This window comes from Pseudomonas sp. JV241A (genome assembly GCF_900275665.1).
Lineage (GTDB): Bacteria > Pseudomonadota > Gammaproteobacteria > Pseudomonadales > Pseudomonadaceae > Aquipseudomonas > Aquipseudomonas wadenswilerensis.
This window is the reverse complement of record NZ_OPYO01000033.1, coordinates 188,342-205,269: the sequence shown is the minus strand read 5'-3', so window position 1 is coordinate 205,269 and position 16,928 is coordinate 188,342. Positions and strand designations below refer to the sequence as shown.

Sequence of the window (16,928 nt, the reverse complement as noted above, 5' to 3'; positions counted from 1 at the left end):
CCGCGGCGGCGGCGTGGATGTCAGCGGCGCAGGACGTTGGCAACGGTTGCCACGTTATGCGCCAGGTGCAGCGGGTTGATGGTGCCGACAATAGCACTGCTGACGCCGGGGTGGGCAAACAGCAATTCGAAGCTGGCACGCACCGGGTCGACCCCCGGACTCAGGCACACATGACCACTGGCCAGGGCCTTTTTCACCAGGATCGCCTTGCCGTGTTCGGCGGCGTAGTCGATCACCGGGCGTTCAGCCTGCTCGTTGAGATTGTAGGTGACCATGGCGCAATCGCCGCGCTCTAGTGCCTTGAGGCCGCCTGCTGCGGTCTTGCCGGAAAGGCCGAAACCACGGATCTTGCCTTCCTGCTTCAGCGCTTCAAGAGTCTGGTAGACCTCCTCGTGTTCGAGGATATGCAGGTCATTGCCGTCGGAGTGCACCAGCACCAGGTCGATGCAGTCGGTTTCCAGGCGCTTGAGACTGCGCTCGATGGAGAAACGCGTGTGTGCTGCGCTGAAATCGAAGCGCGACCGGCCGTCTTCGAACTCTTCACCCACCTTGCTGACGATCACCCAGTGATCGCGCTGGCCGCGCAACAGCGGGCCCAGGCGTTCTTCGCTGCGGCCATAGGCTGGCGCGGTGTCGATCAGGTTAATGCCCAGTTCGCGGGCCTGGGCCAGCAGCATCCGTGCTTCGTCGTCGTCAGGAATGGTAAAGCCGCTGGGGTATTTGACGCCCTGGTCGCGACCGAGCTTGACGGTGCCCAGGCCGAGGGGCGAAACCGTCAGGCCGGTACCGCCGAGAGGACGACGCAAGTCATGCAGGGTCGGCAGGCTCATGGCAGCAATTGCTCCCACACCGGCAAGGCCATGGGCGGCCGGGGCAGTTCGGGCAAGGCGGCCTGGCCGGCTGGCTTGATGCCGTCGCGCTCAAGGTTGGCCAGCACCCGGTCACTGAAGTCCGGAGCCAACGCCAGTTTGGTCGGCCAGCCGACCAGCAGGCGTTGCTGCTCGGCGAGAAAAGCGTTGTCGGGGCGTACCAGGCCCGATTGAGCGGGCTCGGCGCGGTCAATGCGCACGGTCGCCCAGCGCACCTGGCTCAAGTCGATCCACGGCAGCAGGTTGGCGACTTCTTTTTTCGCCGCGGCGATCTGCGCTTCAGGCTCGCGAGCTACGCCGTCGGCTTCGGCCAGGTCGCCGCCCAGGTACCAGACCCACTGGCCGTCAGCGGCCGGATGGCTAGTGACGGTAATACGCGGCTTTGGCCCGCCGCCCAGGCAGTGGGCGTACAGCGGCTTGAGGCTGGCGCCCTTGGCCATGACCATGTGCAGCGGCCGGCGCTGCATGGCCGGCTGGCTCAGGCCCAGGGCCTCGAGCAAGGCGGCATTGCCGGCGCCGGCGCTGAGCACGACGCGTTGGGCGCGGATTTCGCGACCATCGACGCGCAAGCCGAGCAACTCGCCATTGTCGTTCAAGGGTTCGATGGTCTGCGCGGCGAGCAGGCTGTCACCGGCCAATTCCGCAAGCTTGTTGAGCAGGCTCGGTACGTCGATGACCAGTTCGGCCAGGCGATAGACCTTGCCCTTGAAGGCGCGGTCTTGCAGGGCAGGTGGCAACTGATCGCCCTTGACCTGATCGACGCGGCCACGCACCGCCTTGCTGGCAAAGAAACTGGTGAGATTGCCGGCCAGGGTGCCGGGTGACCACAGGTAGTGGGCTTCGGACAGCAGGCGCACACCGGACAGGTCCAGCTCGCCATTGCCGGCCAGGGCCTCGCGCCAGCGCCGGGGCATGTCGGCGATGGCTTCCGATGCGCCGGTCAGGGCACCGTGCAGGGCGTATTTGGCACCGCCATGGATGATCCCCTGGGATTTGAGGGTCTGCTCGCCACCGAGGCTGGCGCGTTCCACCAGCACTGTCGAATAGCCGAGCCGGCGCAGGCGGGCATTGAGCCAGAGGCCTGCGACCCCAGCGCCGACGATCAGCACATCGGTGGAAATTACGGTTGGCATGCATGAACCTCACAAGCTTGGACAGACGCCCAGTATACAGCCTGTGAGCCATTGCACCCGGTTGCGGATCAATGCCCGGCGGTTTTCGAGAAGACCTGGATCACCACCACGCCACCAACGATCATGGCCATGCCGAGCATCGCCGGCACATCCAGCTTCTGCCCGTAGATCACCAGTGCCGCGATGCTGATCAGGACAATCCCCAGGCCCGACCAGATCGCATAGGCAATGCCAACCGGAATGCTGCGCACCACCAGGGTCAGCATCCAGAACGCCACCGCGTAGCCACACACCATCAGCAGTAGCGGCAGGGGCGTACTCAGGCCCTTGACGGCTTTCATCGAAGCGGTGGCGATGACTTCGGCGCAGATGGCGATAGCCAGGTAGGTGTAGGCGTTCATGTCGGTGATCCTCTGTTCTGGCTGGGCATTCTAGAGCAAGCCTGAATGGGGTAAAGTCATTACCTATCTTTTCTGGAGATAGGTTGCATGGCCGAGCAGTGGAATCTGGAGCAGTTGCGCATGTTCGTGCGGGTCGCCGAGTTGCGCTCGTTCTCGGCGGTGGCGCGCGAGCAACGCAAGGCGCAATCGGCGGTGAGCAACGGCATTGCCCTGTTGGAGACCGACCTCGGTGTGACCCTGTTCGAGCGCAGCAGCGGCCGCCAGCCACGCCTGACCGAGGCTGGCGCGACCTTGCTGGAAGATGCCCGCGAACTGTTGCGCCAGTGCGAACGCCTGGACGGCCGGGCCCTGGCCCTGATGCGCGGGCAAGAGGCGCAGTTGCGTGTGGCCCAGGATGAGGCCATGCCCTATCAACCGGTGATCGACAGCCTCGATGAACTGGCCCGGCAGTTCCCCTTGCTCGAAGTGCAGATGGCCAGTGGCGCCCAGGGTGACGTGGCGCGCAAGCTGATCGAACGACGCGCCGATCTCGGGCTGTTGTTCCACCATGACCAGATGCCGGTGTCCCTGGAGCGCCGGGCGGTGGGGCGGATCGAGATGGTCACGGCGTGTGCAGTGGATCATCCACTGACTCGGCTGGAGCGGGTTACCCGCCAGGACCTGGCCCGCCACCGCCAGTTGCTGATCACCCCGCAGGAAAGCGGCTACCCCGGTGGCGAGCCGATCAGCCCGCAGATCTGGCGCGCCGACAGCTTCTACGCCATGGCCGAATTGCTCATGCGCGGCCTCGGCTGGGCCTGGCTGCCACGGCATGTGGTGCAGTACCCCACCTATCAGACGCAGATGGTCGAGCTGGCCAGCGAATGGACGCCGCCGGCGCTGGTGGTCGAACTGGTGTGGCGGCGTGACGAGCCTTTAGGCCCTGCCGCGCAGTGGTTGGCTGAACGCTTCGCAGTGCACTTGCGCGCAATTGGCTAGTACACTTCGGCGCCATGAACAGAACCCTCTATACCTTGCTGTTTCACCTGGGCCTGCCGCTGGTTGCGCTGCGCCTGTTCCTGCGTTCGCGCAAGGCGCCGGCCTATGGTCAGCGCATTGGTGAGCGATTTGCCCTGAACCTGCCGGCCATGGCCAAAGGCGGCATCTGGGTGCACGCGGTGTCGGTGGGCGAGAGTATTGCCGCCGCGCCGATGATTCGCGCCTTGCTGCAGGCTTATCCACAGCTGCCGGTCACCATCACCTGCATGACCCCGACCGGCTCCGAGCGGGTCCGGGCGATGTTTGCCGATGAGCCGCGGATTCAGCATTGCTACCTGCCATACGACTTGCCCTGGGCTGCCGGGCGCTTTCTAGTTCACGTGCAGCCCACGCTTGCGGTGATCATGGAAACCGAGCTGTGGCCCAACCACATTCACCAGTGCGCCAAACGGGGCATTCCCGTGGCCCTGGCCAACGCGCGGTTGTCTGAGCGCTCGGCCCGGGGCTATGCGCGCTTTGCCGGGCTGACCCAGCCGATGCTGGCCGAGATGAGCCTGATCGCGGTGCAGACCGAAACCGAGGCGCAGCGTTTCCGCCAACTGGGTGCGCGCTCCGAATGCGTGCAGGTTACCGGTTCAATCAAGTTCGACCTGAGTATCGATGAGCAACTGTTGCCCCGCGCCCGTGCCTTGCGTGAGCAGTGGCAGGCCGGCCAGCGGCCCGTATGGATCGCGGCCAGTACCCATGAAGGCGAAGACGAGATCATCCTCGCCGCCCACCGGCAGTTGCGAGAGCACCATGCCGATGCCCTGCTGATTCTGGTGCCACGTCATCCGGAACGCTTCAACAGCGTGTTCGAGTTGTGCCGGGGGCAGTTCCCGACGGTTCGCCGCTCCAGTGGCGAACCGGTGGCTGCTGATGCCGCAGTGCTGCTCGGCGACACCATGGGCGAGCTGCTGTTTCTCTATGCCCTGGCCGATATCGCCTTCGTTGGTGGCAGCCTGGTGCCTAACGGTGGGCACAACCTGTTGGAGCCGGCGGCGTTGTCGTTGCCGGTGCTCAGTGGTCCGCATCTGTTCAACTTCCTCGAGATCGCGGCGATGCTGCGTGAGGCCGGTGCCTTGCAGGAAGTCGATGATGCCCAGGGGCTGGCGGCCGAGGTGCGGCGGCTGGTCGAGTTGCCGCGTGATGCGCAGCGCATGGGGGCGGCGGGGTTGGCGGTGATGAAGGCCAACCAGGGGGCGTTGAAGCGCTTGCTGGATGCGCTGGGGCGGTTGATCTAGGCAGGCTTCGCCTGCCATCGCCGGCAAGACCGGCTCCCACAGGTTTTTGTGGGAGCCGGTCTTGCCGGCGATTGCTTTTCAGGGGCGGGCTTCGAAATTGGCCTTGGCCGCTGCTGCCAGGTCGGGCGGCAGGAAGTCCTTGTCCGGGTTGTAGTCCGGCTTCAGGTAGCGGCTCAGGTCGGTCAGATCCTGCGGGCTGAGAGTGCCGGCAGCTTGCTTCAGGCGCAGGTTGTCGAGGATGTAGTCATAGCGGGTATTGTTGTAATCACGCACCGAGGTGTACAGCTGACGCTGGGCATCGAGCACGTCGACGATGTTGCGGGTACCCACCTGGTAGCCGATTTCCGTGGCTTCCAGCGCGCTCTGGTTGGAGATGATTGACTGCTTGCGCGCTTGCACCTGCTCCACGTCGGTGTTCACCGCGCGGTGCAGGTTGCGGGTGTTTTCCACCACCTGGCGGCGCAGGCTCTCGCGCTGCTGTTCGGTCTGGCTCAGGCGCTGGTAGGCCTCGCGCACCTGCGAGCTGGTCAGGCCGCCGCTGTAGATCGGGATGTTCAGTTGCAGGCCGATGCTGGTCTGCTCGACATCGCCGCTGTAATTCTGCCCGGTGAGGTTGGGGTTGGTGAAGCCCAGGCTGTCGTTGTCGCCTTTCTGGAAGCGCGCTACCGCGTCCACGGTCGGCGCGTGTCCGGCCTTGCGCTGGCGCAGGGTTTCTTCGGCGGCGCTCACCGCGTAGTTGGTGGCGAGCAGGTTGAGGTTCTGCTTGCCGGCGGTCTCGACCCAGGCCTTGGCGTCGTTCGGGGTCGGCAGTTGCACCGGCAAGGTGTGGACGATGCCCTGGACCGAGTTGTAGTCGCGGTTGGTCAGGGTGATCAGCGCCTCGAAGGCGTCGTCGACCTGGCGCTGGGCAACGATGCGGTTGGCCCGGGCGGTGTCGTAGCTGGCCTGGGATTGCAGCACGTCGGTCTTGTCCGAGAGGCCAACGTCAAAGCGCTCGTTGGACTGGTCGAGCTGGCGCTTGAACGCCGCTTCTTCGGCCTTGGTCGAGGCCAGGGTGTCCTGGGCACGCAGCACGGCGAAATAATTTTCGGCGCTTTGCAGAATCAGGTTCTGCTCGGTTGCCGACAGCTCCAGGGCTGCTTGCTCGTTGACCGCTTCGGCGGCCTGCAACTGGAACCAGCGGTCCGCGCGGAACACCGGCTGCGCCAGGGTCGCGGACCAGGAGTTGCCGCTGCGGTTGGCGGTGGCCGAGGGGCTGTCTATCTTGGTACGGCTGTTCATCATCTCGGCGCCGGCCGAGAGGTTCGGCAGCAGGCCGGCACGGGCCTGAGGCACCACTTCCTTCTGGGCGCCGTAGTTGGCGCGGGCGGCCGCCAGGTCGGCGTTATTGTTCACGGCTTCCTGGTAGACACTGACCAGGTCGGTCTTCGCCGACAGGGGCACATCCGCTGCCCAGGCCATTCCGTTGGTAGCACAAGACACGGCGAGGGCCAGTGAAAGTTTGCGCAGCATAGGGCAATCCTTGAACGGTGAGTATTTCTGAACCGGTGAGTGTAGTTGCGCCGGCATTTTGCAACAATCCGCTATTTGCGCCATTTATCGTGTCCGTGTCCAGATGCTTGGCTTTGCATGCCACTCCAGTCTAGACTGGCCCCGTTCTTGTCGGGGTGCCTTGCGTTGAGGCTGAGATCGGATAGTCCGGATCCCGTTGAACCTGATCAGGTTAGCGCCTGCGTAGGGAACAAGATTTCTCGCTTTCCCGGCGAGTCTCTTGTGCCAGGTCCGGGAATGTCGAGTCAGCCAACACAGCTGCAGGCATCACCGCGCATTTGGCACAGCACCACTCATGGTGCGTCCGTGCCTTTCAGGTTCTCCCCGACATTCCACTGCTAGGAAGCCGTCTGGAGAGCCTGTGATGAGTAAACAAGAAAAATATACCAATCTGAGTGAATCGGCCCAGGTCGATCAACAGTCCGTACAGCCGTTCACCCGCTCGCGCAAAATCTATGTCGAAGGCTCGCGCCCGGACATCCGCGTGCCCATGCGTGAAATCAGCCTCGACGACACCCCCACCGATTTCGGCGGCGAAGCCAACGCCCCGGTGCTGGTCTATGACACCTCCGGCCCCTACACCGACCCCAACGTCATCATCGATGTGCGCAAGGGCCTGGGCGACGTACGCTCGGCCTGGATCGACGCCCGCGGCGACACCGAGCGCCTGGACGGGCTGTCGTCGAACTTCGGCCAGCAGCGGCTGGCCGATGCCGAGCTGACCAAGCTGCGTTTCGCCCACGTGCGCAACCCGCGCCGGGCCAAGGCCGGCGCCAACGTCAGCCAGATGCACTATGCGCGCAAGGGCATCATTACCGCCGAGATGGAATACGTTGCCATCCGCGAAAACATGAAGCTGCAGGAGGCCCGCGCCGCCGGTCTGCTCAAGCAGCAACATGCCGGGCACAGCTTCGGTGCCAGCATTCCGAAAGAAATCACCGCCGAATTCGTCCGTGACGAGATCGCCCGCGGCCGCGCGATCATCCCGGCCAACATCAACCACGTGGAGCTGGAGCCGATGATCATCGGCCGCAACTTCCTGGTGAAGATCAACGGCAACATCGGCAACAGCGCCCTGGGTTCGTCCATCGAAGAAGAAGTGGCCAAGCTGACCTGGGGCATCCGCTGGGGTTCGGACACGGTGATGGACCTGTCCACCGGCAAGCACATCCACGAAACCCGCGAGTGGATCATCCGCAACTCGCCGGTGCCGATCGGTACCGTGCCGATCTACCAGGCGCTGGAAAAGGTCAACGGTGTGGCCGAAGACCTGACCTGGGAGCTGTTCCGCGACACCCTGATCGAGCAGGCCGAGCAGGGCGTGGACTACTTCACCATCCACGCCGGCGTGCTGCTGCGCTATGTGCCGCTGACTGCCAAGCGCGTCACCGGCATCGTCAGCCGCGGTGGCTCGATCATGGCCAAGTGGTGCCTGGCGCACCACAAAGAGAACTTCCTTTACACCCACTTCGACGAAATCTGCGAAATCATGAAGGCCTACGACGTCAGCTTCTCGCTCGGCGACGGTCTGCGTCCGGGCTCGATTGCCGACGCCAACGACGAAGCGCAGTTCGGCGAGCTGGAAACCCTCGGCGAGCTGACCAAGATTGCCTGGAAGCATGACGTCCAGTGCATGATCGAAGGCCCGGGCCACGTGCCGATGCAGCTGATCAAGGAGAACATGGACAAGCAGCTCGAATGCTGCGACGAAGCGCCGTTCTACACCCTTGGCCCGCTGACCACCGACATTGCCCCGGGTTACGACCACATCACCTCGGGGATCGGTGCGGCGATGATCGGCTGGTTCGGCTGCGCCATGCTCTGCTACGTCACGCCCAAGGAGCACCTGGGCCTGCCGAACAAGGATGACGTCAAGACCGGCATCATCACCTACAAGATCGCCGCGCACGCTGCGGACCTGGCCAAAGGTCATCCGGGCGCGCAAATCCGCGACAACGCGCTGTCCAAGGCGCGCTTCGAGTTCCGCTGGGAAGACCAGTTCAACCTCGGCCTGGACCCGGACACCGCGCGCAGCTTCCACGACGAGACGCTGCCCAAGGACTCGGCCAAGGTCGCACACTTCTGCTCCATGTGCGGGCCGAAGTTCTGCTCGATGAAAATCACCCAGGAAGTGCGTGAATACGCCGCCAACCAGCGCATCGAAGCGGTGGACGTGGCGGTCGAGGATGGCATGCGCGAGCAGGCCGAACGGTTCCGCCAGGAAGGCAGCCAGTTGTACAAAAAGGTCTGATCGGGCTGTTCAGGCGGTGTGCTGGCGCGCACCGCATCGCCGGCAAGGCCGGCTCCCACAAGGGCCCTGCAGTCAGGCTTTTGTGGGAGCTGGCCTTGCCAGCGATAGGGCCCCGAAGAACAACAAATTACCTCCTGTCGAGACCACTCTCGTGAGCACACCCAGCCAGTTTTCCCCCGATCATCCGGTCACCGCCGCGCAACGCGTGCTCAGCGGCCGCGACCTCTGTTCCTTGTGGTTTTCCCTCGGCATTGGCCTGATGGTGCTGCAGACCGGCGCCTTGCTCGGCCCCGGCCTGGGCCTGGCCAATGCGGTGCTGGCGATCATCATCGGCACCAGCGTCGGTGTACTGCTGCTCGCTGCCGTCGCGGTCATCGGCAGCGACACCGGCCTGTCGTCCATGGCCGCCCTGCGTCGCAGCCTGGGCCGCAATGGCGCGCGCCTGCCGGCCATGCTCAACCTGCTGCAGCTGATCGGCTGGGGTTCGTTCGAAATCATCGTCATGCGTGATGCCGCCAGCTTGCTCAGCGAGCGCGCCTTCGGCGCAGGCAGTGCGCTGACCAATCCTTTGCTGTGGACCTTGTGCTTCGGCGCTTTGGCCACCTTGCTGGCGGTCAGCGGGCCGTTGACCTTCGTGCGCAAGATCCTGCGCAAGTGGGGCATCTGGCTGCTGGTCGGTGCTTGCCTGTGGCTGACCTGGAACCTGGTTGCCAAGGCCGACCTGGCTGCACTGTGGGCGCGTGCCGGTGATGGCTCGATGCCGCTGGCTATCGGCATTGATATCGCGATCGCCATGCCACTGTCGTGGCTGCCGCTGATTGCCGATTACTCACGCTTCAGCCAGCGCGCCAGCCGGGTATTTGCCGGCACGGCGCTGGGCTACTTCGTTGGCAACGTGTGGATGATGAGTCTGGGCGTGGCCTACACCCTGGCGTTTGCTCCGGCCGGCGAGGTCAATACCCTGCTGCTGGCGCTGGCCGGCGCGGGCCTGGGCATTCCGCTGCTGCTGATCCTGCTCGACGAGTCGGAAAAGGCCTTCGCCGACATTCACTCGGCGGCCGTCTCCAGCGGATTGCTGGTGCGCCTGAAGGTCGAGCACCTGGCCCTGGCCATCGGCGTATTGTGCACCCTGATCGCCAGTTTCGCGCCGCTGGCGCAGTACCAGAACTTTCTCTTGCTGATCGGCTCGGTGTTCGCGCCACTGTTCGGGGTGGTGCTGGTCGATCACTTCATCGTCCGTCGCCGCCGCAGCGATGCCAGCCCGATCCACAGCCTGCACTGGCCGGCATTGTTGGCCTGGGCGATTGGTGTAGCGGCTTACCATCTGCTGGCGCACTACGCCCCGAACGTCGGCTCGACCCTGCCGGCCTTGCTGCTGGCAGGGTTGGTGTACTGGACGGCAGCGCCGGCGGTCAGCCGCGACCGGGAAACAACTCCGGCTTGATCACGCCGTTCAGGCGCGGGTAGGGGATTTTCAGCTCGATGTGGCCCATGGAGTACGGGGCGATGGCATAGACCTCGTACTTCAGCACCACCGCACCGTAGGTCAGGGCGATGTGCGGGGTCTGGCGGAACGGCCAGGTCTTGACGAATTCGGCGTCCTTGTCCATGCCGGTGCTGATCAGCCAGCCTTTGTGGGCTTCTTCGGCGGTTTTCCAGAAGGTCGCTTCCTGGCCCGGTACCAGCATGTCCTGCAGGGTCAGAACCTTGTCCTGCTGGCGCGAATAGTTGATGAAGCCGCGCCCGGGCATGCCGTGGGCGCCGCCGGTATCGAGATAGCTGGACAGCTCGATGATCACCAGTCCGTCATGCTGCTCGCGTACCTTGGCTTGCAGGTAGCTGCTGTTGCGGCTTTCGGCGCTGGCCATGAACTGTTCTTCATAGGCTTTGAGCGAGCTGGGCAGGGCGCTGCGCTCGTTGTCCTGGGTCAGTTGCAGCAGGCGTTTCTCGACGATCCCGTCCAGCTTGGGGTTGGCCGGGAAGTGGATGGTGTCGATGTTGACCAGCGGGCAATCGGCATTGCTGCAACCGGGCTTGATGTGCTCCCAACGGTCGCGCTTGACCTCCAGCGGCGTGCGCATATTAGGCTGGAACAGGCTCTGACAAGCGCCCAGGGCCAGGGCCAGCACGGCCACGGAAGTCAGTTTCACAAGCGTCATGATGATCCTTGTAAGGCAAAGGTGATCGGACTTGGACCGTCGGCAAGGCCTTCAGTTCGCCACTAAGCTGAATAGACCAGCGGGGTGTCTATCCTCGCAGCCTGGACGGTATCTTTAAAGAGGTGAAACACGGCGGTGCGCAGGTTAGGATGGCGCGATGCGGTAAATGAGGTAATGAGGATTCCCATGTCAGACACGTTCAACAACGCAACGCCCGGCAAGGTCGAGATCATCGATCAGGTCAATTGCTACAAGGGCTTTTACCGGCTCGACAAGGTGCGTCTGCGCCACGAGCTGTTTGCCGGAGGCATGGGCCGCGAGATCAGCCGCGAGCTGTTCGTGCGTCACGATGCTGTGTGCGTGCTGCCTTACGATGCCCAGCGCGATGAAGTGGTACTGATCGAGCAGTTCCGGGTCGGCGCCATGGGCAAGGTCGAAAACCCCTGGCTGATCGAACTGGTCGCCGGTCTGATCGACAAGGACGAGCAACCGGAAGAAGTTGCGCACCGCGAAGCCGAGGAGGAAGCTGGGCTTGTGTTCAGTACGCTGTGGCCGATGACCCGATATTTTCCGTCACCGGGTGGCAGCGACGAGTTTGTGCATCTTTATCTGGGCCGTTGCAGCAGCGTTGGGGCCGGAGGCCTGCACGGGCTGGAGGAAGAGGGCGAGGATATTCGCGTCAAGGTCTGGGCGTTCGAGGATGCGCTGCAGGCCGTGCGCGACGGCAAAATTGCCAACGCGGCAACCATCATTGCCTTGCAATGGCTGGCCTTGAACCGCGCTGAAGTAAGGGGGCTATGGTCGTGAATCTGCTGCGCGAGCGCTACCGGGTCGATCTGGTCGGGTTGCAGGCTGCCTGCGAGGCCAACTATGCGCGCTTGATGCGCCTGTTGCCCGACATGCGCAGCACCCAGAGCTCGCGCCGGATCGGCATGACCCAAGGCGACCAGATGCTCGGCGTCCTGGTTCTCGATGTAGTGCTCGCCTGCCCCTACACCACTACCCTGCGCGTGCGCCAGGAGCACAGCCTGCCCTGGCTGCCGGTGCCGCAGCTGGAGGTGCAGGTCTACCACGACGCGCGCATGGCCGAGGTGGTCAGCGCCGAGCACGCCCGGCGTTTTCGCAGCATCTATCCGTACCCCAATGCCGCCATGCACCAGCCGGACGAAAAAGCCCAGCTCAATCTGTTCCTCGGTGAGTGGCTGAGCCATTGCCTGGCCTGTGGCCATGAGCTGGCCGTCGTTCGCTGAAATGTGATGGCGGTCGTTTTCGAGTATTTGCGCAAAGCCCGCCAGCCGCCATAATCGCGCTGAATCCGTTCAAGGAGTCGGCCCTTGCCGCAACCATCGATCCCACTTCGCGACGCGCCGGTGTACCTGGTGCAACTGACCGACAGTCATCTGTTTGCCGACCCGCAAGGCACGCTGCTGGGCATGAACACCCGCGACAGCCTGCAGCGCGTGATTGAACGGGTGCGCGACGAGCAACCGCGGATCGACCTGGTGCTGGCCACCGGTGACCTGTCCCAGGATGGCTCGGTGGAGTCCTACACCTGTTTTCGTGACCTGACCGCCAGCCTCCAGGCCCCGGCACGCTGGCTTGCCGGCAACCATGACGAACCGTTGCCGATGGAGCAGGCGACGCAGGGCACCGCGCTGCTCGATCCCGTGGTGGATATGGGCAACTGGCGAATTCTGATGCTCAACTCGGCAGTGTCGGGTTCGGTGCCGGGGTTGCTCGATGACGGGCAGCTCCGCTTGCTTGAGCAGGCCTTGAGCGAAGCGCCCGAACGCCATCACCTGATCTGCTTCCATCACCAGCCGGTGCCTATCGAATGCGCCTGGATGGCGCCGATCGGCTTGCGCAACGCTGATGCGCTGTTTGCCGTACTCAAAGGTTATCCACAGGTGCGCGCCTTGCTCTGGGGGCATATCCACCAGGAATGGGACCAGGTTCGCGACGGCGTGCGGCTATTGGCCTCACCGTCGACCTGCATCCAGTTCGAGCCGCGCAGTGAAGACTTCAAGGTTGGCGAGCAGGCCCCCGGCTACCGCTGGCTGCGCCTGCAGCCGGATGGCTCGATCGACACCGGCGTGTCGCGGGTGACTGGCTTCGAATTCACTGTCGATTACGAAGGCGACGGCTACTAGAGTGTTGCCAAATCGCTGAAACTGCTCCATCTGCTGTCGAACAGGCTAAAATGCGCGCTTTCCTGCCTGGCGTTCCAGGCACTCAAGGCGCATCGGGGGCGGCATGTCGGGTTCGATTCTCTATATTCACGGGTTCAACAGCGCGCCGTCGTCGAAGAAGGCCTGCCAGCTGGTAGCGGTCATGGAGCAGTTGGGGCTGGGCGAGCGTCTGCGGGTGCCGGCTCTGCATCATCACCCGCGCCAGGCCATCGCCCAGCTGCAAGCTGCCATTGCCGAGCTCGAATCGCCATTACTGGTCGGCAGCTCGCTCGGCGGCTACTATGCCACCCATCTGGCAGAGCGCCACGGGCTCAAGGCCCTGCTGATCAATCCGGCGGTCAACCCGCACCGGCTGTTCGACGGCTACCTGGGACCCCAGCAGAACCTCTACACCGGCGAAACCTGGGAACTGACCCTGGACCACGTGCAGGCCCTGGCCGAACTGGAAGTGCCAGCGCCGATCGATGCTGGGCGCTTTCAGGTGTGGCTGCAAACCGCCGATGAAACCCTGGACTACCGCCAGGCCGAGCAGTTCTACCGCGCCTGCGCGCTGCGCATCCAGGCCGGTGGCGACCATAGCTTCCAGGGTTTTGCCGAACGCCTGCCGACCCTGCTGAACTTTGCCGGTATTGCCCCGCAGCAGTATCAAACACTCGATTTTTCTGTATTTTGATAACCTATTTTCACCCACGACTGACGACGAGAACCCATGGCCATTCCCAGCGCTAGTGCCTATAACGCAGACGCCATCGAAGTCCTCTCCGGCCTTGACCCGGTGCGCAAGCGCCCGGGCATGTACACCGATACCAGCCGGCCGAACCACCTGGCCCAGGAAGTGATCGACAACAGTGTCGACGAAGCCCTGGCCGGGCACGCCAAGTCGGTGCAGGTGATCCTCCACGCCGACCATTCCCTGGAAGTGTCCGACGATGGTCGCGGCATGCCGGTGGACATCCACCCTGAAGAAGGCGTCTCCGGGGTCGAGCTGATCCTCACCAAACTGCACGCCGGCGGCAAGTTCTCCAACAAGAACTACCAGTTCTCCGGCGGTCTGCACGGGGTCGGTATTTCGGTGGTCAACGCCTTGTCCAGCCAGGTGCGGGTCAAGGTCAAGCGCGACGGCAACGAGTACCAGATGACCTTCGCCGATGGCTACAAGGCCACCGAGCTGGAAGTGGTCGGTAGCGTTGGCAAGCGCAACACCGGCACCAGCGTGTATTTCGCCCCCGACCCGAAGTATTTCGATTCGCCGAAGTTCTCCATCAGCCGCCTCAAGCATGTGCTCAAGGCCAAGGCCGTATTGTGCCCGGGGCTGCTGGTCAGCTTCGAAGACAAAGGCACCGGCGAGAAGGTCGAGTGGCACTACGAAGACGGCCTGCGTTCCTATCTGGTCGATTCGGTCAGCGACTACCTGCGCCTGCCCGACGAGCCGTTCTGCGGCAGCCTGGCCGGCAACAAGGAAGCCGCCGACTGGGCCCTGCTGTGGCTGCCCGAAGGCGGCGACAGCGTCCAGGAAAGCTACGTCAACCTGATTCCCACGGCCCAGGGCGGTACCCACGTCAACGGCCTGCGCCAGGGCCTGCTCGATGCCATGCGCGAGTTCTGCGAGTTCCGCAACCTGCTGCCGCGCGGCGTCAAGCTGGCGCCGGAAGACGTCTGGGAGCGCATCAGCTTCGTGTTCTCGATGAAGATGCAGGAGCCGCAGTTCTCCGGGCAGACCAAAGAGCGCCTGTCCTCCCGCGAGGCCGCCGCGTTCGTTTCCGGCGTGGTCAAGGATGCCTTCAGCCTGTGGCTCAACGCCCACCCCGAGCTGGGTATGCAACTGGCGGAACTGGCGATCAACAACGCCGGCCGGCGTCTGAAAGCGAGCAAGAAGGTCGAGCGCAAGCGCGTCACCCAGGGTCCGGCACTGCCTGGCAAGCTGGCTGACTGTGCCGGGCAGGACCCGATGCGCGCCGAGCTGTTCCTGGTCGAGGGTGACTCGGCAGGTGGTTCGGCCAAGCAGGCGCGTGACAAAGAGTTCCAGGCCATCCTGCCGCTGCGCGGCAAGATCCTCAACACTTGGGAAGTCGATGGCGGCGAAGTGCTTGCCAGCCAGGAAGTGCACAACATTGCCGTGGCCATTGGTGTCGATCCCGGCGCTGCCGACATGAGCCAGCTGCGCTACGGCAAGATTTGCATCCTCGCCGACGCCGACTCCGACGGCCTGCACATCGCCACCTTGCTTTGCGCGCTGTTCGTCCAGCACTTCCGCCCGCTGGTCGAGGCCGGCCATGTGTATGTAGCCATGCCGCCGCTGTACCGCATCGACCTGGGCAAGGAAATCTACTACGCCCTCGACGAAGCCGAACGCGACGGCATCCTCGACCGCCTGGTGGCCGAGAAGAAACGCGGCAAGCCGCAGGTCACCCGATTCAAGGGCCTGGGTGAGATGAACCCGCCGCAGTTGCGCGAGACCACCATGGACCCGAACACCCGGCGCCTGGTCCAGCTGACCCTGGACGATCTGGACGGCACCCGCGAGATAATGGACATGCTGCTGGCCAAAAAGCGCGCCGGCGATCGCAAGAGCTGGCTGGAATCCAAAGGTAACCTGGCCGAGGTCCTGGCTTGATACGTCTGGCCCTGACTGCAGCACTGGCGCTGTTGACGCTTCCCGCACTGGCAGCGCCGTGGCCTGAACTCAAGCTGGTCGCCGAGCACCCGGTCGAAGGCATGCGCGGCGGCAACCTGTCCGGCTTGAGCGAATGCCGTGGCGGCCTGTGGGCGGTTTCTGACCGTGACGACGAACTGCTCTACCGCCTGGATACCTCGGCCTCCGTGTGGCAAGCGCAAGCGCTGCACATGGAGGTACCACCGGTACCGGAAAGCGGCTTGCCGTGGGGCTTGCGTTCGCGTACCTGGGCCGCCTCGCAGGTGCGCGGCGGCGAGCTGGATTTTGAAGGCCTGAGCTGCGATGCCGCCGGCAATCACTACCTGGTCAGCGAAGCCCATGCGGCAGTGCTGCAGGTCCCGGTGGAGGGCGCGCCCAACTGGCTGAAGATCGACTCGAGCATGGTCCGCCAGGCGCGGGCCAGCGGCATGTTGTTGCATTTCAACGCGCTGTTCGAAGGCCTGGCGGTGAGCCCGGCCGGTGACCGTATCTGGCTGGCGGCCGAGCGCGAGCGCCGTGGCCTGCTGTTGATCAATCGCCAGCAAACCACCTGGAACTGTGGCAACGGCTGCGTGCTGCTCAGCGAAGCCGGGGTCGAGATGCAACCGCCGCAGATGGCCAAGCCGCGCCCGGTCGCGCGGGACTTTGCCGACCTGGCGCTGTTCAACGACAAGCTTTTTACCCTGGAACGCAATGCCTACCGGATCTGCCGGCGGGACGCGCAGACTGCCAAGGTCGAACGCTGCTGGTCATTTGCCGCCGATGCCCTGGCCGAACCTCGGCGTTACTCACAGCCCTTTGGCTTGGCCGAAGCGCTGGTGATCGATGACAAGGGCGCCTGGATCGGCCTGGACAACAACGGTGCGACCCGCCAGGACGGCGAATCGCGACCGATCGTCTGGCGCTTTGCCGCGCCGGCCGGTGGCTGGAGTGCCAAATCGTGAGCCAGCCGCCGGGCAAGCGTGCAGGCCGGATACTGCTGATCCTCGCCTGGGCGGCCGGTCTGTTCCTGGCCACGCGCTTTTTCGGCGAGTGGGAACAGCGTCAGGCCAACCCCAATGCCGTGGTCACCTCGCAACATGGCGAGGGTTACATCGAAGTGCAACTGGCCGGTAATGGCCAGGGACATTTCGTCGCCGATGGCCGGATAAACGGTCAGACGGTACATTTTCTGCTCGATACCGGGGCGACCGACGTGGCGATTCCCGAAGCCCTGGCCGGCAAGCTTGGCCTGGAGCGCGGTGCGCCGGTGATGCTGAGTACCGCCAATGGCCGCACCCAGGGCTACCGCACGCGGCTGGATCAGCTGCAACTGGGCGATATCCTCCTGCGCAATGTGCGCGCGCTGGTGGTGCCGGGGCTGGATGGCGAACAGGTATTACTGGGCATGAGTGCCCTGAAACAACTCGAATTTACCCAGCGTGGCGGCACCTTGCTGCTGCGCCAGAACCTGAAATGATG

16 protein-coding genes and 1 riboswitch are annotated in these 16,928 nt (G+C 64.0%); of the genes, 11 read left to right on the top strand and 5 right to left on the bottom strand.

Annotated elements, in window-relative coordinates:
- Nucleotides 1-20: 20 nt before the first annotated feature.
- The 3 genes from JV241A_RS22620 to JV241A_RS22610 all read right to left on the bottom strand — a co-directional run bounded on the left by JV241A_RS22620 (nucleotide 21) and on the right by JV241A_RS22610 (nucleotide 2,403).
- The gene (locus JV241A_RS22620; protein ID WP_134064546.1) at nucleotides 21-830 is read right to left on the bottom strand and encodes an aldo/keto reductase; all 810 of its coding nucleotides are present in this window, start codon (nucleotides 828-830) and stop codon (nucleotides 21-23) included.
- On the bottom strand, nucleotides 827-2,002 hold the full coding sequence (locus JV241A_RS22615; protein WP_115089155.1) for an FAD-dependent oxidoreductase: 1,176 nt from the start codon (nucleotides 2,000-2,002) through the stop codon (nucleotides 827-829). Before JV241A_RS22615 ends, JV241A_RS22620 begins: the two co-directional genes overlap by 4 nt.
- 68 nt (nucleotides 2,003-2,070) lie before the next feature.
- On the bottom strand, nucleotides 2,071-2,403 hold the full coding sequence (locus JV241A_RS22610; protein WP_010221561.1) for an SMR family transporter: 333 nt from the start codon (nucleotides 2,401-2,403) through the stop codon (nucleotides 2,071-2,073).
- Nucleotides 2,404-2,490: 87 nt separating this feature from the next.
- Between JV241A_RS22610 and JV241A_RS22605 the strand changes: the two genes are divergently transcribed.
- Both JV241A_RS22605 and waaA read left to right on the top strand, forming a co-directional pair.
- On the top strand, nucleotides 2,491-3,381 hold the full coding sequence (locus tag JV241A_RS22605; protein ID WP_115089153.1) for a LysR family transcriptional regulator: 891 nt from the start codon (nucleotides 2,491-2,493) through the stop codon (nucleotides 3,379-3,381).
- 14 nt (nucleotides 3,382-3,395) lie between these two features.
- Nucleotides 3,396-4,664, top strand: coding sequence for a lipid IV(A) 3-deoxy-D-manno-octulosonic acid transferase (gene waaA, locus JV241A_RS22600; protein ID WP_134064544.1), 1,269 nt, complete (start codon nucleotides 3,396-3,398; stop codon nucleotides 4,662-4,664).
- Nucleotides 4,665-4,742: 78 nt separating this feature from the next.
- Here the strand turns inward: waaA and JV241A_RS22595 are convergent, their stop codons facing one another.
- A complete protein-coding gene (locus JV241A_RS22595; RefSeq protein ID WP_134064542.1) occupies nucleotides 4,743-6,176 on the bottom strand; it encodes a TolC family outer membrane protein in 1,434 nt (477 codons plus the stop codon).
- A 141-nt stretch (nucleotides 6,177-6,317) separates the two neighbouring features.
- A riboswitch (TPP riboswitch) is annotated at nucleotides 6,318-6,422 on the top strand.
- A gap of 157 nt (nucleotides 6,423-6,579) precedes the next feature.
- Here JV241A_RS22595 and thiC point away from each other — a divergent pair.
- Nucleotides 6,580-8,466: a phosphomethylpyrimidine synthase ThiC gene (gene thiC, locus JV241A_RS22590; RefSeq protein WP_115089147.1), complete on the top strand. Its 1,887-nt coding sequence runs from the start codon at nucleotides 6,580-6,582 to the stop codon at nucleotides 8,464-8,466.
- A 151-nt stretch (nucleotides 8,467-8,617) separates the two neighbouring features.
- Nucleotides 8,618-9,910 (top strand): putative hydroxymethylpyrimidine transporter CytX, encoded by a 1,293-nt coding sequence (gene cytX, locus JV241A_RS22585; RefSeq protein ID WP_134064540.1) that lies wholly within the window; start codon nucleotides 8,618-8,620, stop codon nucleotides 9,908-9,910.
- Here cytX and JV241A_RS22580 read toward each other — a convergent pair.
- Entirely contained in the window at nucleotides 9,879-10,625 is a 747-nt protein-coding gene (locus JV241A_RS22580) for an RsiV family protein (RefSeq protein WP_115089143.1), read from the bottom strand. The two genes, cytX and JV241A_RS22580, sit on opposite strands and share 32 nt — an antisense overlap.
- Before the next feature lie 186 nt (nucleotides 10,626-10,811).
- Between JV241A_RS22580 and JV241A_RS22575 the strand changes: the two genes are divergently transcribed.
- The 7 genes from JV241A_RS22575 (at nucleotide 10,812) to JV241A_RS22545 (ending at nucleotide 16,926) form a co-directional block, all read left to right on the top strand.
- Nucleotides 10,812-11,432: an NUDIX domain-containing protein gene (locus tag JV241A_RS22575; RefSeq protein ID WP_115089142.1), complete on the top strand. Its 621-nt coding sequence runs from the start codon at nucleotides 10,812-10,814 to the stop codon at nucleotides 11,430-11,432.
- A complete protein-coding gene (locus JV241A_RS22570) occupies nucleotides 11,423-11,875 on the top strand; it encodes a DUF1249 domain-containing protein (protein ID WP_045193762.1) in 453 nt (150 codons plus the stop codon). The genes JV241A_RS22575 and JV241A_RS22570 overlap by 10 nt, the downstream gene beginning before the upstream one ends.
- An 84-nt stretch (nucleotides 11,876-11,959) precedes the next feature.
- Nucleotides 11,960-12,775, top strand: coding sequence for a 3',5'-cyclic-AMP phosphodiesterase (gene cpdA, locus JV241A_RS22565; RefSeq protein ID WP_115089140.1), 816 nt, complete (start codon nucleotides 11,960-11,962; stop codon nucleotides 12,773-12,775).
- 103 nt (nucleotides 12,776-12,878) lie between these two features.
- Complete coding sequence (locus JV241A_RS22560) at nucleotides 12,879-13,487, top strand: YqiA/YcfP family alpha/beta fold hydrolase (RefSeq protein ID WP_134064538.1); 609 nt, start codon at nucleotides 12,879-12,881, stop codon at nucleotides 13,485-13,487.
- Nucleotides 13,488-13,523: 36 nt separating this feature from the next.
- Nucleotides 13,524-15,428 carry a DNA topoisomerase IV subunit B gene (gene parE / locus JV241A_RS22555; protein ID WP_134064536.1) on the top strand — a complete coding sequence of 635 codons (1,905 nt, stop codon included), beginning with the start codon at nucleotides 13,524-13,526 and terminating at the stop codon, nucleotides 15,426-15,428.
- Complete coding sequence (locus JV241A_RS22550) at nucleotides 15,425-16,411, top strand: esterase-like activity of phytase family protein (RefSeq protein ID WP_115089134.1); 987 nt, start codon at nucleotides 15,425-15,427, stop codon at nucleotides 16,409-16,411. Before parE ends, JV241A_RS22550 begins: the two co-directional genes overlap by 4 nt.
- Entirely contained in the window at nucleotides 16,408-16,926 is a 519-nt protein-coding gene (locus tag JV241A_RS22545; RefSeq protein ID WP_038997467.1) for a TIGR02281 family clan AA aspartic protease, read from the top strand. Before JV241A_RS22550 ends, JV241A_RS22545 begins: the two co-directional genes overlap by 4 nt.
- Nucleotides 16,927-16,928: the final 2 nt, after the last annotated feature.

Bases quoted from the DNA above. Each gene is read 5' to 3' on its own strand.
- JV241A_RS22620 (WP_134064546.1), bottom strand. From the start codon at position 830: ATGAGCCTGCCGACCCTGCATGACTTGCGTCGTCCTCTCGGCGGTACC.
- JV241A_RS22570 (WP_045193762.1), top strand. From the start codon at position 11,423: ATGGTCGTGAATCTGCTGCGCGAGCGCTACCGGGTCGATCTGGTCGGG.
- parE (WP_134064536.1), top strand. From the start codon at position 13,524: ATGGCCATTCCCAGCGCTAGTGCCTATAACGCAGACGCCATCGAAGTC.
- waaA (WP_134064544.1), top strand. From the start codon at position 3,396: ATGAACAGAACCCTCTATACCTTGCTGTTTCACCTGGGCCTGCCGCTG.
- JV241A_RS22595 (WP_134064542.1), bottom strand. From the start codon at position 6,176: ATGCTGCGCAAACTTTCACTGGCCCTCGCCGTGTCTTGTGCTACCAAC.
- JV241A_RS22575 (WP_115089142.1), top strand. From the start codon at position 10,812: ATGTCAGACACGTTCAACAACGCAACGCCCGGCAAGGTCGAGATCATC.
- JV241A_RS22580 (WP_115089143.1), bottom strand. From the start codon at position 10,625: ATGACGCTTGTGAAACTGACTTCCGTGGCCGTGCTGGCCCTGGCCCTG.
- JV241A_RS22605 (WP_115089153.1), top strand. From the start codon at position 2,491: ATGGCCGAGCAGTGGAATCTGGAGCAGTTGCGCATGTTCGTGCGGGTC.
- JV241A_RS22560 (WP_134064538.1), top strand. From the start codon at position 12,879: ATGTCGGGTTCGATTCTCTATATTCACGGGTTCAACAGCGCGCCGTCG.
- thiC (WP_115089147.1), top strand. From the start codon at position 6,580: ATGAGTAAACAAGAAAAATATACCAATCTGAGTGAATCGGCCCAGGTC.
- JV241A_RS22610 (WP_010221561.1), bottom strand. From the start codon at position 2,403: ATGAACGCCTACACCTACCTGGCTATCGCCATCTGCGCCGAAGTCATC.
- JV241A_RS22615 (WP_115089155.1), bottom strand. From the start codon at position 2,002: ATGCCAACCGTAATTTCCACCGATGTGCTGATCGTCGGCGCTGGGGTC.